The 14,477-nt window shown below is 70.9% G+C and carries 17 protein-coding genes; 10 read left to right on the top strand and 7 right to left on the bottom strand.

The annotated features are described in order from the left end of the window. Together cbiE and ACWDX9_RS32150 are read right to left on the bottom strand one after the other, a co-directional pair. On the bottom strand, positions 1–915 hold a 915-nt coding region (gene cbiE, locus ACWDX9_RS32155; protein WP_449960436.1), incomplete at its 3' end, for a precorrin-6y C5,15-methyltransferase (decarboxylating) subunit CbiE. Continuing rightward, a complete protein-coding gene (locus tag ACWDX9_RS32150; protein ID WP_449960433.1) occupies positions 912–1,298 on the bottom strand; it encodes a TIGR03618 family F420-dependent PPOX class oxidoreductase in 387 nt (128 codons plus the stop codon). The genes cbiE and ACWDX9_RS32150, both read right to left, overlap by 4 nt. 62 nt (positions 1,299–1,360) lie before the next feature. On the opposite strand from ACWDX9_RS32150, the gene cobF reads away from it, so the two are divergent. From cobF to ACWDX9_RS32130, 4 genes are all read left to right on the top strand, one after another. Then, positions 1,361–2,110: a precorrin-6A synthase (deacetylating) gene (gene cobF, locus ACWDX9_RS32145; protein ID WP_449960430.1), complete on the top strand. Its 750-nt coding sequence runs from the start codon at positions 1,361–1,363 to the stop codon at positions 2,108–2,110. Between the two features lie 175 nt (positions 2,111–2,285). Continuing rightward, positions 2,286–2,714 carry a Fur family transcriptional regulator gene (locus tag ACWDX9_RS32140; RefSeq protein ID WP_449960427.1) on the top strand — a complete coding sequence of 143 codons (429 nt, stop codon included), beginning with the start codon at positions 2,286–2,288 and terminating at the stop codon, positions 2,712–2,714. A gap of 52 nt (positions 2,715–2,766) precedes the next feature. Beyond that, positions 2,767–3,369, top strand: coding sequence for a superoxide dismutase (locus ACWDX9_RS32135; protein WP_449960424.1), 603 nt, complete (start codon positions 2,767–2,769; stop codon positions 3,367–3,369). 126 nt (positions 3,370–3,495) lie between these two features. Beyond that, entirely contained in the window at positions 3,496–4,131 is a 636-nt protein-coding gene (locus ACWDX9_RS32130; RefSeq protein ID WP_449960421.1) for an SMP-30/gluconolactonase/LRE family protein, read from the top strand. A 21-nt stretch (positions 4,132–4,152) separates the two neighbouring features. Here ACWDX9_RS32130 and ACWDX9_RS32125 read toward each other — a convergent pair whose 3' ends face one another. Continuing rightward, positions 4,153–5,214, bottom strand: coding sequence for a helix-turn-helix transcriptional regulator (locus tag ACWDX9_RS32125; RefSeq protein WP_449960419.1), 1,062 nt, complete (start codon positions 5,212–5,214; stop codon positions 4,153–4,155). A gap of 436 nt (positions 5,215–5,650) precedes the next feature. On the opposite strand from ACWDX9_RS32125, the gene ACWDX9_RS32120 reads away from it, so the two are divergent. Next, the gene (locus tag ACWDX9_RS32120; RefSeq protein ID WP_449960416.1) at positions 5,651–7,009 is read left to right on the top strand and encodes a hypothetical protein; all 1,359 of its coding nucleotides are present in this window, start codon (positions 5,651–5,653) and stop codon (positions 7,007–7,009) included. A gap of 100 nt (positions 7,010–7,109) precedes the next feature. Here the strand turns inward: ACWDX9_RS32120 and ACWDX9_RS32115 are convergent, their stop codons facing one another. The 3 genes from ACWDX9_RS32115 to ACWDX9_RS32105 all read right to left on the bottom strand — a co-directional run bounded on the left by ACWDX9_RS32115 (position 7,110) and on the right by ACWDX9_RS32105 (position 9,765). After that, the gene (locus ACWDX9_RS32115) at positions 7,110–8,222 is read right to left on the bottom strand and encodes a hypothetical protein (protein WP_449960413.1); all 1,113 of its coding nucleotides are present in this window, start codon (positions 8,220–8,222) and stop codon (positions 7,110–7,112) included. Between the two features lie 134 nt (positions 8,223–8,356). Next, positions 8,357–8,824 carry a hypothetical protein gene (locus ACWDX9_RS32110; protein ID WP_449960410.1) on the bottom strand — a complete coding sequence of 156 codons (468 nt, stop codon included), beginning with the start codon at positions 8,822–8,824 and terminating at the stop codon, positions 8,357–8,359. A 44-nt stretch (positions 8,825–8,868) separates the two neighbouring features. Next, positions 8,869–9,765: a LysR family transcriptional regulator gene (locus ACWDX9_RS32105; RefSeq protein WP_357745730.1), complete on the bottom strand. Its 897-nt coding sequence runs from the start codon at positions 9,763–9,765 to the stop codon at positions 8,869–8,871. A gap of 70 nt (positions 9,766–9,835) precedes the next feature. On the opposite strand from ACWDX9_RS32105, the gene ACWDX9_RS32100 reads away from it, so the two are divergent. The 3 genes from ACWDX9_RS32100 (at position 9,836) to ACWDX9_RS32090 (ending at position 12,549) form a co-directional block, all read left to right on the top strand. Beyond that, positions 9,836–10,975: a YeiH family protein gene (locus tag ACWDX9_RS32100; RefSeq protein WP_449960406.1), complete on the top strand. Its 1,140-nt coding sequence runs from the start codon at positions 9,836–9,838 to the stop codon at positions 10,973–10,975. Positions 10,976–11,011: 36 nt separating this feature from the next. After that, complete coding sequence (locus tag ACWDX9_RS32095; protein WP_449960403.1) at positions 11,012–12,040, top strand: hypothetical protein; 1,029 nt, start codon at positions 11,012–11,014, stop codon at positions 12,038–12,040. Between the two features lie 293 nt (positions 12,041–12,333). Further along, positions 12,334–12,549, top strand: coding sequence for an HIT family protein (locus ACWDX9_RS32090; protein ID WP_449960401.1), 216 nt, complete (start codon positions 12,334–12,336; stop codon positions 12,547–12,549). Between the two features lie 171 nt (positions 12,550–12,720). Here ACWDX9_RS32090 and ACWDX9_RS32085 read toward each other — a convergent pair whose 3' ends face one another. After that, the gene (locus tag ACWDX9_RS32085) at positions 12,721–13,281 is read right to left on the bottom strand and encodes a cysteine hydrolase (RefSeq protein ID WP_449960398.1); all 561 of its coding nucleotides are present in this window, start codon (positions 13,279–13,281) and stop codon (positions 12,721–12,723) included. Between the two features lie 189 nt (positions 13,282–13,470). Between ACWDX9_RS32085 and ACWDX9_RS32080 the strand changes: the two genes are divergently transcribed. Both ACWDX9_RS32080 and ACWDX9_RS32075 read left to right on the top strand, forming a co-directional pair. Next, a complete protein-coding gene (locus tag ACWDX9_RS32080) occupies positions 13,471–13,800 on the top strand; it encodes a GntR family transcriptional regulator (protein WP_449960439.1) in 330 nt (109 codons plus the stop codon). After that, positions 13,797–14,159, top strand: a complete 363-nt coding sequence (locus ACWDX9_RS32075; RefSeq protein ID WP_449960395.1) for a hypothetical protein — start codon at positions 13,797–13,799, stop codon at positions 14,157–14,159. The genes ACWDX9_RS32080 and ACWDX9_RS32075 overlap by 4 nt, the downstream gene beginning before the upstream one ends. Positions 14,160–14,477 lie beyond the last annotated feature (318 nt).

Raw genomic sequence — 14,477 nt, 5'->3', positions numbered from 1 at the left:
TTCGACGATCCGCAGCGCCGGCACGCCGAGCCGGTCGGCGTTGCGCGCGATGGCGGCGGCGCGGTCGGCCCTGCTCTCGATCGCCACGGCCGCGCACGCCGGATGGCTGCGCATCCACTCGACGGCGATGCTGCCCGCGCCGGCGCCCACGTCCCACAGCGTCTGCCCGGGCAGCGGGGCGAGCCGCGACAGGCTGACGGCGCGGACCTCCCGCTTGGTGAGCTGCCCGTCGTGCTCGAACGCGGCATCGGGCAGGCCGGGCACGCGGGGGAGAGGTTCGGCGCCGGGGGCGGGGACGCACTCGAGGGCGATCACGTTCAGCGCGGAGGGGGCGGCTTCCCGTGATTCCCAGGTCTCCGCCGTCCCCGTCAGTACGCTCTCCGAGTCCGCGCCCAGGTCCGACAGGACGGTCATGGGGCTGGGGCCGTACCCGAGCCCGGTCGCGAGCCCGGCCACCAGGGACGGGGAGTCGCGGCCGGCGCCGAGCACGACGAGCCGCCGCCCCGGCAGGATCGCGGCGTTCAGCGCGGCAGGGGGGCGGCCCACGAGGCTGACCACGTCCACCTGCTCCACCGGCCAGCCGAGCCGGGCGCACGCCAGCGACAGCGACGACACGTGCGGCACCACGCGGATGTTCGCCGCGCCCAGCAAGCGCACCAGCGTGGCGCCGATGCCGTAGAACAGGGGATCGCCGCTGGCCAGCACGCACACCTCGCGTCCGGCGTACGTCTCCATGAGGGAGGGCAGCGCGGGCAGCAGCGGGGAGGGCCAGGCCACGCGCTCAGCGGTCGGGACGGGCACGAGGCCGAGCTGCCTGCGCCCGCCCATGAGCACCTCGGCGGCCTCCAGCGCGCGCCGTGCGTCCGGGGACAACCCGTCCCAGCCGTCCGCGCCGACGCCGACGACCGTGATCACACGTTGCCCAGGACGCGCGTCACCTGGATCTCCACGACCACCCGCGCCGGGTTGGGGCGCGGCGGCTTGTAGCGGGCGGCGTAGCGGTGCTCGGCGTCGGCCACCTGCTCAGGCTCGGTACGCAGCACCGCCCGGCCCTCCAGCGTCGACCAGCGGCGGCCGTCCACCTGGCAGAGCGCCACCGGCGCGCCGTCGGCGCCGATGAGCCCGGCCTTGACCGAGGTGCCCGAGGTGATGACCCGGGCGATGCTGGTGGCCAGGTCCAGCGTCGCGCCCACCGGCACCACGTGCGGCGGGCCGTCGGGACGCGTGGTGGAGAGCGTGCACAGGTGCCGCTCCTGCCAGAACGCGGCGAAGGCGTCGCCCTGCTCGACGAGATTCACGGCCCTCCTTGGGTGATTTGCGAGGCATATCGTATATCTGCCGTTCTGGCAGAATCTTGCGGGTGAAGCGGCTACTCGTCATCGGGATCGGCGCCGGCGATCCCGACCATCTCACCCTGCAGGCGGTCAAGGCCATCGGCGCCACGGACGTGTTCCTCATCGTGGACAAGGGTGAGGTCAAGCATGAACTGGTCCAGCTCCGGCTGGATCTCATCGCCGAGCACGGCCGCGCGCCGTACCGGATCGCCGAGGCCCGCGACCCCGAGCGCGACCGGACCACCCCGGCGTACACCGCCGCCGTGGAGGACTGGCGCTCGCGCCGCGCGCTCGCCTGCGAGGCGCTCATCCGCGACGAGCTGCACGACGGCCAGACCGGGGCGTTCCTGGTGTGGGGGGACCCCGGCGTGTACGACAGCACGCTTGCCATCGTCGAGGAGATCCTCCTGCGAGGCAACGTGACATTCGAGTACGAGGTCATCCCCGGGATCAGCAGCGTGGCCGCGCTCACCGCCCGCCACCGCACCGGCCTCACCCAGGTCGGGCGGCCCGTGCACCTCACCACCGGGCGGCGCCTGGCCGAGCACGGCCCCACCGCCGACGACGTGGTGGTCATGCTCGACGCCCACTGCTCGTTCGCCGGGCTCGACGACTTCCACATCCACTGGGGCGCCTACCTGGGCACGCCCGACGAGATCCTGGTCTCCGGGCCGGTGGCCGAGGTCGGCGACCGCATCCGCGAACTGCGCGCCGAGGCACGGGCCCGCAAGGGCTGGATCATGGACACGTACCTGCTGCGTCGCCTGGAGCACTGACGGCCCGTCCCCGGTCGCTTAATCGCCTGTTGTTTGCAAGAGCATATTCACTGCAAACTGATCATCTGAGGGCGTAACCGGAGGGGGCGCACATCGAGCTGCTCGCATTCGGAGGTTCGGGGGGCGCGCCGGGCGCATCGGGGTGGGGCGGGTTCGCGACCGTGGCCGGGTGGGCATGAGCGAGGAAGCGGACCTCGGGGAGACGCTGACCCGCCTCGGCCTGCGCAGGACCGTGCCGAGGCTGACGATCCTGACCGCTTTGCGCGACGCGGCGACCCACCTCAGCGTGCCGCGCCTGCACCGGCTGGTGATCTCCACGTACGAGATGATCAGCGTGTCCACCGTCTACCGGAACGTGACGGTGATGACCGCCCGCGGCGTCCTGCACAGCGTCGACCACGCCGGTGAGACGCTCTTCGGCCTCTCGACGACGCCCCACCACCACCTGATCTGCCGCCGCTGCGACGTTCTCGTCGAGCTCCCCGCGGACCACCTCGCCACGGCGGAGGCGACGGTCATGGAGAGCACCGGCTTCGCGATGGACCCCGTCGGCCAGGTGCTGCGCGGCCACTGCCGCCGATGTCGACGTTCGCTACTTGCATGATTATGGTTATTGCAAGATATTTGCAAGTAGCATCTTTTGAGGAGAGACGCCCATGGGCGAATACACCCTTCCGGACATGCCGTACGACTACGCGGCCCTGGAGCCCGCGATCACCGGGGAGATCCTGGAGCTGCACCACGCCAAGCACCACGCCGCCTACGTCAAGGGCGCCAACGACACCCTGGAGCGGCTGGCCGAGGCGCGCGACAAGGGCGAGTTCGGCGGCCTGGTCGGGCTGGAGAAGACGTTCGCGTTCAACCTGTCCGGGCACGTCCTGCACACGATCTTCTGGCAGAACCTGTCCCCGGACGGCGGCGACCGCCCCGACGGCGAGCTGGGCGACGCGATCAACGAGCACTTCGGCTCCTTCGACGCGTTCAGGAAGCAGCTCACCGCCGCCACCGCCACCGTGCAGGGCTCGGGCTGGGGCGTGCTGGCCTGGGAGCCGCTCGGCCGCCGCCTGGTGGTCGAGCAGGTCTACGACCACCACGGCAACGTCGGCATGAACACCGCCCCGCTGCTGGTGTTCGATGCCTGGGAGCACGCGTACTACCTGCAGTACCGCAACGTGCGCCCGGACTACGTCGAGAAGCTCTGGGGCCTGATCAACTGGAACGACGTCATCGCCCGCTACGACGCCGCCCGCGGCGCCTGACGTCCCGACGCCGGCGGTGCCTGCCCACCGGTCCGAGCTTGGTCCGCGGGGCCGGTGGGCGGGCGCCGCTCAATCTGTCGATCTGATCGGCGGCCGTTCGTATGGAAGACGACAGGACGACGTCTCATGACGAAGAAGGACGCGGTGATGATGAGCGGGACAAGGGCGCTGCTGACGGGTCGAGGGCTGGTGGAGTCGCCGCGGTGGCACGGTGACCGGTTGTACTTCTCCGACTGGTCGGCGGGTGAGGTCATCGCCGTCGATCTGGGCGGTCACAGCGAGGTCGTGGCGCACGTCGCGTCGTTGCCGCTGTGCACCGCGTGGTCGCCGGAAGGCAGGCTCCTGATCGTCTCGTCCCGGGACGGCCGGTTGCTGCGCCTGGAGCCCGACGGGTCGGTGGTCACCCATGCGGATCTCGGCCAGACCGGGTGGAACGACATCGCGGCGGACGGCTCGCTGTCCGGCCTCCGGGTCTGGGCCGAGCTCGGGGAGGGCACCCCGGACGGCATCTGCGTCGATGAGGAGAACGCGGTCTGGTACCCCGACGTGCCCAACCGGCGCTGCGTACGCGTGGCCGAAGGCGGCAAGGCGCTGCAGACCGTCGAGCTCGACCGGGGCGGCTTCGCCTGTGCTCCGGACGGGAGGACGCTGTTCGTCGTGGCGGCGGAGTGGCAAGGAATGACGTCGTCCGACCTGGTCGTGCCCGGCTCCGGCCAGGTGCTCACGGTCGAGGTCGAGGTGCCTGGGGCCGGCCGGCCGTGATGTGCGTCCTGGAACGGGCGGTCAGCCGGCGATCGCCGCGATGAGTTCGTCCCGGCTCTGTGCCCGGGTCTTGCGGTACACCGATTTCAAGTGGTCGTTGATGGTGTGGGTGGACAGGTCCAGGATTCGGGCGATCTGTTTCGCCGAGGCCCCGGCGTACAGGTATTCGATGACGCGGCGTTCGCCGGTGGTGATGCCGTACCAATCGCAGAATGACGGCAGCAGCAGTTTGCCGCCTGCCGCCTGGATGAGAACGGCCACGTCGCTGGCGCCGTTCTCGTCCAGCGGCTGGCCATGGATCAATATCCAGCGCCCGAAATTCGCCGCCGGCGCGCAGATCAGCGGCGTCCAGGCGCGCGGATCGCGAGTATGCGCCCGTACGTGCAGCGACAGGCCGACCCAGAACGCGTCGGCGATCCAGTCCGGCACCCCGCTCCCGGCGGCTGGCCACATCTGCCGCACCCATGCCCCTGCCTGGGGCGAGATGGAGCGGACCGTGTGGTCAGGGCTGATCGTGATGACCCCCGTCGGCAGCGCCGGGACGGTCGGTGTCAGCGGGCCGGCCGTCACGTATCCGCGCAACGCCGCCGGCAGAGCAGGGGAGAGTCGCTGGATCCGGTGGAAGTCCCGCTCGCCGAAGGGCCTGGCGCCCTCGGCGCGAAGCAGGCCGAGCAGGCCCCACACCCCGTGGCGGTCCCGTATCACCAGGCGCAGTTCGCTGCCGGCTCCGTGGGCGGACAGGACCCGCCGGATCAGCGTGTTGCGCCGCCCGTCGCCGGCGCCCGCTCCGACGACGCACACCGGCAGGCTCTGCCGGGCGAGGGCCGGCAGCGGGCACGGGTCGCCGTGCAGATATCCGTTGAGCACCAGGGCGCTGATCAGCGCGGGCTGGTATTCGTGCCAGAAGCTGAACGCGCCCAGGCCCATGCCGATCGCCGGGTTCAGGGCGACCAGCCGGAGCGCGTCGTGCGGCACCTGCCGTCCGACGATCTGCGAGATCGCCGCGCCCACGTCGGCCGGAGTGGCGGGCGGACCGAGCGCCGCATGTAGTTCACGGGCGATTCGCCCCTCACCGTCCGTCACCCGGTCTCAGCTCTGATGCTGCGAGTGTCGACCATTGCGTTTCGGGCCTTCCCGTGATTTGCGGCAATCGGGGGGTGCTGAGTTGATGGGCGACATTTGAGCAGGTGCGGTAATTTGTTGCTATAGAAGGGATTGGCGCGGCTGGACTATTTATTTTAGGCGATTGTCATGCGCCAAGATATGGCGCTGACCGCGTCCCCTATGGTTTTCCGGCCGCATCGCCTTACGCGCCATCACCGCGACGAACAACGGCGCAGCTTACCTAGGTTGTGAACAACGTGCGACTCGGCGACCGCCGAGGGCATCGGCGTCGGGCCGGTCTTTGTGGCGGGCGGCGAAAACGGCTGCCTCCTGTACGGTCTTGTACGGATAATTCGGGGCGCGTTCCCAACGGCAAGGCCATCTCCGATCGTCGATGTGACGAAAGGAGCGCAACGTGCTGGCATTTGGCCGTACAAGACGGTGTGCCGCGGGGATCGCCGCGGCACTGACATTGATCGTGGGGTTGCCCACCAGCGCGCAGGCAGCGGTGGGCGACCTCGTCTTCGTCCGGACGATCGCGCAGAACGTGCCCGGTGCCGTGGACATCGGCCCGGTCAATCCGCTGGACTGGGCGTCGGCGGCGACGCTGTCGGGCAACGGAGGCACCGTCTACGTCGTGGCCGGCGGCGATGGCGGGTCGGGCACGGCGCAGCCGGCGATTTCCACGTTCCGCCGGGCCGCGAACGACACGCTGTCCCTCACCGGCTGCATGGGTGGTCTTGCGGGGTGCCGCCCGACGAAGGTGGGCAACGAGGAGATCCCGGGCCGCTTGTACGCGGCCGGCTCGGTGGTGACCGCGGGCATCCACGCGTACGTGTCCACTCCCGCCGCCGTGGTCGGCTTCAGCACGGCGGCCAACGGCGACCTCGTGACGGATTTCTGCGTTTGGGACCCGTCGTGCGGCAGCGTGGCGGCCCTGCCCGGGCTCGCTCCCTGGGCGACCTCGCAGAACGCGCTGACGGCGACCGCGGACGGCCGCGACCTGTACCTGTACGCGGCAGGTGGCGGTAAGGGCGCGGTTTACCACCTGCGGCGCGACGGTGTCACTGGTCGCCTCGCCTACAGTGGCTGCATCGGGGAGGCGATGCCGGGCTGCACCTCGATCGGCCGTACCGGTGTCATGACATCCTCGGGCGACGTCGTCGTCAGCGCCGACGGGCGCAGCCTCTACGTCGTGGCCCAGCGGCCCGGCTCGGTGACGCACTTCCGGCGAGACCTCACCACGGGCTCGCTCGCGGAGGCGGGCTGTGTGGGTGAGTCCGGGGTCGGCGGCTGCGCGATCCCCGTCACCGACGGCCTGCTCGGCATCACCCAGGGCGCGATCACCCAGGCCGGCGACAGCCTGTATGTGTCGGGACCGAGTGGCGTCACCCATCTGCACCGCGACACCACCACCGGCGATATCGCCTATTGGGGCTGCATCGGTTACGTCGCAGGGTGCCGGGCCGCCGGTCCCCAGGGCCAGTACGTCGACGTGGCGGTCAGCGCCGACGGCACGAGCGTCTACGGGAGCGTCCAAGGCCAGGCCTTCGCGTGGGGAGCAGTCACCCACCTGCGCCGTTCCGCCCATGGAGACTTGACGTACGCCGGGTGCATCGGGGAGGGCCTGCCGCAATGGTGCCGCCCGATCGGGCTGACAGGGGTGATGAACCACGCCGGCCCGGTGCTCGCTCCCGCCAACTTGCAGGTCGTCTACAGCTTGGGTGTTCACGCGCGTGGGGCGATCAGCCAGTTCACCCGGATGACGTCATAGGAGGGGGCCGGTAGGGCGGGCCGGGGAAGCGCATCCTCGTCCTGCGTCCGTACGCGGACGAGGAACCGGCCCAAGATGGCTCGCTGAGGGCGCAAGCGCGTCAGAGCAGGTGTTGGTGGCGGGTGGCCGCTTCTTGCCGGACTTCGGTGAGGAACAGCTCGGTATGGCGTTCCTTCCGCCGGTCGTCGTCCGGATCGTGCCAGGAGAAGGCGTCCTGCGTGCGCGCATGACCGGCGTAGTGCAGCCAGCAGCCGTGGATGCCCGCCATGAGGTTGTCGAGCAGGTCGAGGGCCGGCCGGGCCGGGTCGAGGGAGGTGATGGGCAGGCAGACGGAGTCGGAGCCGGAGTGGGGGTGGTCGATCCGGGTCCTGGCCACGAGGCGTTCGGCGGCGGCGATGCGCCGTTTGGCGTCGGTCACGCCGCAGAGGTGGCCCTCGGCGACGTGCAGGGTGTGGCGGATGAGCGGCATGACCGTCTGGCGCGGTGTCGCGCCGAAGCTGATGGCGCTCACGATCTCGACCAGGCTTTCGACGGCGAGGGGCCTGAGGTGGTCGCCCTCGGCCACGACCTGCACGGGATGCTGCCGCACGCGGCGGCCCGTCGCGGCGGCCGCCGCGTGCAGCCAGTGGGCGGCGGCGATGGCGGCCGCGGCGGGGTCGATCTGCGTGATCAGCTCCTCGCAGCCGAAGGGCTGGCGGTTGAGGAAGGCGTCCGCCTGGGCGACCTGCAGGGGTGAGGCGTCCTCGCGGCTGAGGGTGACGGCCTGCTGGGCGCGTTCGGACAGGTCGCCGCGTTCGGCCTGTTCGACGGCCGACAGCTCGGCGGCGACGTCGGCGACGACCTGGACGGTGAGCTCCGGGCTGTCGAGGGTGCGCAGGGCGCGACCGGTGCGCTGGGCGATCTCCCCGATCTTGGCGGGTACGGGGACGTGCGTGGAGGCGGTCAGGATCGGGACGACGCCGGTGAAGGCGTCGCGTTCGCGCTGCCGGTACCAGCCGAGGCTGCCCGGTCCATGCTGGTCGGAGATGCTCGCCGGGTGGGTGTAGCAGCGCCAGCAGGCCTGCGACAGCTCGGTCAGGCGGGCGGCCAGACGCAGGGCGTCCGCGGCGCGGGCGGGGGGAAGAGTGGCCACGGTGACCGCGACGTCCCCGATGCCGGTGCTCCAGTGGGCGACGAGCGCGTTTCGGGCGTGATCGACGGCATACCGGGTCACGGCAGCTCCTTGAAGGGGGGAAACGCGAATGCATGCCCAGGATGCAGGATGCATCGCTGATCTGGGGGCTGTTTACGGCTGTTGCAGGTCGCTGATCAGCGCTTTTGTGGCGAGATGAGGGGGTAATTTCCTGGTTACGTCCCTGCGTCGAGGCGCATGAAGGTGGCGCCTTGCATGGCCGCGCGAGCGCCGAGGACGTGCCCGTCGCACATCAGCGACTCCGTCCCCACCCGGTCGGTCACCTTCCACGTCACCGGCTCGCCGCACTTCTGGCCGCGCCGGTTGTAGTCCCACGTGCGGCTGCACACCCGGCAGGTGGACACGTTGGCCATGGCGGAGAGCGTGTTGCCGTGCTCGGGACAGACGCCCCACGGGAAGGCGCACGTCGACTCGGCCAGGGCCCGATACTGGGCCAGGTCTCCGGCCGCGCGCAGCAGGTCCTCGCCCGCTCGCTTCAGCCATTCGGCGGCGTGGTGCGCCGCCTGGAGATGGGCGCGTTCGGGTGAATCGGCGGGCAGACCGGCGTACAGGGCACGGGCCTCGGCCTGGAGCGCGTCGGCGCGGCCGGCCAGGTCGCGCAACTGGGCGGGAGTAATGTTCATCGCTGAGGATTCTCCCCTGTTTGTTCGGTAAGCGCGCAGACCCGTCAGGGGCGGCTGGCGATGGTCAGGAGGGTCGCGGCGGGGCCCGTGAGAGAGCGGCCCCGGCGCCAGACCGCGCGCAGGTTTCTGACCAGGTTGAGGCCTGCCAGCGGCACCTCGACGAGGCGGCCGGTGGCCAGCTCGGCCTCGACCGCGTACCCGCTGAGCACCGCCGGGGCCGCGCCCGCCTGGGCGGCGCCCTTGACGGCCGAGTTCGACCCGAGCTCCAGGCGCGGGCTGGCCTGGTGGAGCCCGGCGAAGGCGACGTCCAGGGTCTCGCGGGTGCCGGAGCCGCGCTCGCGTACGACCAGTGGGGTAGCGGCCAGCTCGGCGCCCCTGAGCACCGTGCGGCGGCGCGCCCACGGGTGGCCCGGCGCGACCACGACGACCAGCCTGTCGGTGCCGACCACGCGGCTGGCCAGCCCGTCCGGCACCGTCGGCCCCTCCACGAACCCCAGCTCCACGCCCCCGGCCCCCGACAGCACCAGCGCCGCCACGTCGGCGGAGTTCAGCACGTCCAGGCCGATCTGAACCCCGGCCTCCCGGCTCTGGAACTCCCCGAGCCAGCGCGGCACCAGGTATTCGGCGACCGTCATGCTGGAGGCCACCCGCAGGTGCGCCGCCTCGCCGTGCCGGACGGCCTCGGCGGCCCGCATGAGCTCCTGCGCCGCCGCGAGCACCTGCGCGGCCCAGCCCGCCACCATCTTGCCCTCGGCGGTGAGCGTGGAGCCGCGCGGCGTCCGCTCCAGCAGCGGCAGGCCGAGCCGCCGTTCGAGCTGGGCGATGCGCTTGCTCGCCGACGGCTGCGCGATGCCCGCCAGCTTGGCCGCCTGCCCGAGGCTGCCGAGCTCGCCCACGTCCACGAGGAGCTTGAGGGAGTCGAGATCGGGCAGCGCAGTCATAGCCACAGGCTATGACCTCCCAGGCAATGCGCGGCTACCGGCCCTGTCGATGGCCCCGAAGACTGGGATCATGCTTCCCACCCCCTCCAAGACATCCTGCCTGCCGGGCATCGCGGCGTGCGCGCTGGCGACGGTGGCCGCCCTGGCCGTCAACCGGTTCGTGCCGGGGCTCAGCCCCGCCACCGCCGCGGTGGCCCTGGGGGCGGCGCTGGCCACCGCCGGGGTGATCCGCGCGCCGCTGCGTGCCGGGCTGATGTTCGTCTCGAGGCGGGTGCTGCGCGCGGCGATCGTGCTGCTCGGGCTGCAGATCGCGGTGCCGCAGGTGCTCGCGCTGGGGTGGCAGGCGCTCGCGGTCGTCGTCGCCGCCACGGGGCTCACGTTCGTGCTCACGCCACTGGCCGGCCGCCGCCTCGGCCTTTCCCCCGGTACGTCGCTGCTGGTCGCCACCGGCGTGTCGATCTGCGGGGCGGCGGCGATCGCGGCCATGCACGACAGCGCCGACAGCTCGGACGAGGACGCCGCGGGCGCGCTCAGCGTGGTGGTCCTCTACGGCAGCGCGGCCATCGTGGTGCTGCCGCTGCTGGCGTCCTGGCTGGGGTTGTCGCACGAGCAGCTCGGGGTGTGGGCGGGAGCGGCCGTGCACGAGGTCGCCCAGGTGGCGGCGATCGGCGCGGTCACGGGCGTGCTGGCGACGGCGGTGACGGTCAAGCTGGCCCGGGTCGTCCTGCTCGCCCCCATCGTCGCGGTCACCACGTCCCTGCGCCGCCCGCGCAGCGCGCCCGCCCAGCCGGCGGTGGCTGTGCCGGCTCAGCCGGCGGTGGCCGTGCCCTCCCGGCCGATGGTGGCCGTGCCTGCTCGTTCGGCGCTGGCCGGGCCCGCCCAGACGGTGGTGGCCGGGCGCGGCGCCACCCTCACCCGTCCGGTGGCACCGCCTGCCGCCGCTCCCGCGAAGAGGCCGCCGATCGTGCCGCTGTTCGTGGCCGGGTTCCTGGTGATGGTGGCGGTACGGAGCACGGGCCTGCTGCCCCCGGTGGTGACCGGGAACGTCCCGGCGGTCACGAACGCGCTGATGGCCGCCGCCCTGTTCGCCCTCGGCACGGGGATCGACCTGCGGAAGCTGCTCAAGGGCGGCCGGGTCATGCTGCTCGGCGGCATCGCCACCGGGCTCATCGGAACGATCTCGCTGGCGGGGGTCTGGCTGCTCGGGTGACGCGCGGGCAGCATGATGGGTCCTGTGCTGACACGAATGTTATTGACGGTCGGTCTGGTCGCGGTCCCGCCCACGGCGAACCAGCCGGTCTGGGAAGTGATCCGGATGCACAGTTTCGGCGGCTGCGACTCGATGTCGGCGGTCGTTCCGCTGAGCCGGAGCGACGTCTGGGTCTTCGGCCAGAGCGAGCCCATCGACGACGAATGCGCGGGGACCGCCCGTCCGGTGGCGCAGCACTGGAACGGCCGAGCCTGGCGGGCCGCCGAACTGCCCGGCCGCCACTACGGCGCCATCGGCTCGGCGGGCGCGTCCTCGCCCGACAACGTGTGGGCCTTCACCACGAGCGACACCGGCGAGTCCGCCGCCCTCCGCTACGACGGCCGTCGCTGGACGGACGCGGGCAGATCCGCCATGGGAGCCCACCCCAACCTCAGCCGCGGTCTGGTGCTCGGCCGTCACCACGTCTGGGCCTTCGGCTCGGACGGCCATTCGGCGTCCTGGTTCTGGAACGGCCGCACCTGGCAGCGGCGAGCGCCGAGGGACGTCGTCCGGACCAGCGCCGTGTCGCAGAAGGACGTCTGGGCGATCGGTTGTTGCAGGGTGGCCCACTTCGACGGCAAAGCCTGGAAGAAGGCCGCCTTTCCCGCCGGCCGCGACAAGGAGACCGTCAGCCTGACCGGCATGCTCGCGGTGGCCAAGAACGATGTCTGGGTCTTCGGCGACCGCGACGAGAAGCTGTTCGCCGCGCATTTCGACGGCCGCGCCTGGTCGCCGGTCGACGTCCCTCTCCCGGCCCCGGTGACACCCGCGTGGCGCCTCGGTGACGCGGTCGCGGACGGCCGGGGCGGCATCCGGGTGATCGCGGATCCACCGGATGACACGAGCTCCCGCGTGCTGTCCCGCTCGGCCGCGGGTCAGTGGTCGGTGAGCGCTCCTCAGGTGGCCGGCAAGGTGATCAAGTTGTGGGACCTGGCGCTCGTCCCAGGCACCACGGAGGTCTGGGCCGCGGGCACCGTACGGCAGAGCGAGACCGACTCCACCTCCGCGGTCTTCGCCCTCAGATAGCTGACACCAGGCGGCTGAGGACCCGGCCCCTGGCCTGCCGGGTCACGAGCAAGCGGGTCTCGTTACGTGCACGGTGGAGTTCCGCAACGATGGGCTGTTCTCGCAGGATCAGCGCATGCGGTCATGAGCCCGCCCGACCGGGCCAGCGTTGCTGCGCCGCCCGAACGATCCCGCAGCCATCCCAGACGAGCGCGCTTTGGCCGCGCACGGCGACCCGAGAGACGACTACGACAACGAACCCTGAGTCTTCGCGTGCCAGATGTCGGTCAGCTGTCCTGTGCGCGCGGACCTTGATGCGGCGGGCGGTCCGGGCCATCACAGCCGCCTACGACCCCGGGGGCATCGCCGTCTGGCAGAACAACGGAGCGCCCGCGCACCAGACCGTCCCCCATGTTCACTTCCATGTCGCCAGCACTCTTCCCGACGGCGGCACGCGGTCAGGCGAGGTCCCTCGTCTCGACCTCGATGAGACCGACGGGATCGCCAAGCGCCTCAGCCCTCATCTCTGAACCGGCCCGCCTGGGCATGTGTCAGTACCAGGGGAGAGTCTCCAGGTCGGACCACAGAACGACACGCAGCTGGTGCTGCGCACCTCTCGCCAAGGCGGAGCCTGAGGGGAGGCGCGGTGGTTGTGCAACGAGAGAGCCACCCCCTCGCGCTTCTTCAATGCTGACGGCTGGTCATAGGCGGGCGGTCCACGCGTGGCCTGTGAGGACGTCAGCGCCCCTGGCCGGGAAGACGCGGTCGATCAGGAAGTCGTGCACGTCCGGTTCCCCGTCGGCGCAGGCGTCGCTGAGCACGGTCACGTGGTAATCGCGGTCGGAGGCGTCGTAGAGGGTAGCGGCGATCATCGCCCCGGTCGCGACACCGGTCAGCACGATCGAGTCGATGTGCTGGGCTCGCAGGAGCCGATCGAGGTCGGTCGCCGCGAACGCGCTGGCGCGGCGCTTGAGGACGACGGCCTCGCCCGGCAACGGCTCGATGCGCGGGTGCACGAGCGTCTCGGGAGAATCTTCGTGAAACCGCGTCCCCGCCCCGTGCAGCCCGCTGATCAGCTGGTTTCCCGCTGCCACATCAAGGCCTGAGGCCCGGAGCCCGAAACGGATGAAGATCACGGGAATTCCGGCGGCCCTGGCCGCGGGGAGAACCTTTTCCACGACGGGGAGCACGCCGGCGGCGAAGGGGTAGTTGTCCACGATGCCCGCCTGCAGGTCGCCGACGATGAGCGCGGTGCTGGTCATACGCTTTCCTTGTCTGTACGGCGCGCCATCGGCCATCCTCACGGTCGTATCCTTGGCACTGTTGTCGTCGATCTAGTACGACGATAGTGGGACGGATTCGCGTAAGGGCCATCGGCCGCGGCGTAGGCGCCGCGCGAGCAGGGCCGCGTCGAGACGCTGCACGCGAAAGGCACGTACGTGACCGGCGGAATGACGAGCGCCCCCGTACCGCCGTCGCGGCGCCTGGTTGAGGACCTGCGCGTCGCGATCACCTCCGGTCGGCCCAAGCCGGGCGACCCGCTCCCGTCCGAGCAGGAGCTGATGGACACGTACGGGCTGCGGAAACTCCGTCAGGAAGGGCTCATCCAGCACCGCCCCGGCCCGGGATCGCCGCGCCGAGCAGTGACAGCTGGTGCGGCGACCGGAAAGGTTCACCGGATTGCTCGCCAGTCGACGTGGTCAACTGAGCGCCGAGCGATGGCGAGTAAGCCCGCACAGCCGCGAACCTTGAGGCTGCCGCGAACATCTAAGTGCACATGATGACGACCTTTGTCCTGGGCCTGGTGGCCGCGGCAGTCACGGGAGCGCTGCTGACCCACCCCGCCGAGGCGTCCGTCAAGCAGTACACCCACCCCTGTCAGGGCGTCAGCCACTGCACGGACGAGAAGACCGACGGTGAGGAGTGGATGGTCATGACGCCGGAGAAGAACTGGAAGAAGGTCATCTACCGCTTCCACCACCTCACCAAGCAGGCGCGCTCGGTCTGCGGCAGCGGCAGCGGCAGCCACGCCGGCAAGAAGCTGCACATCGCGATGATCCTCACGACCCCCGGCAGCTCCAAGAGCAAGACCGTCGAGATCGAGGCCTCGGGACGCACGCCCCAAAAGGACTGCTTCTAGCCTCTATGAACGCCAGATCATCTATCGCCCGGGGCGAAAGCCCGACGCTGGTGCTGTGATCGGAAGCCTTCGCCGCGGGGCGGCCTGCCCTTACGTTGGCACGCGTGCCAACGAGCACCCCGGCGAACCTTTCCGGTCACCGCACTGGCGGTGGGAGCCTGCAATGCCCCCCATTCCAGAGATGATCGTCGGGGTAATGTGGCAAGAACTGGTGCCCGACGGTGTGGTGGTTGTGAGATATCCCCGAAGTTCCCCGCGGAAGATCTACGCCAAGTGCATCGACGGCGAGCGCGAGGTGGCCAACCAACGCATTGGGCG

Source organism: Nonomuraea sp. NPDC003201, from assembly GCF_053590415.1.
The sequence above is the reverse complement of the archived record's forward strand: the minus strand, read 5'-3'. Positions and strand labels throughout refer to the sequence as shown.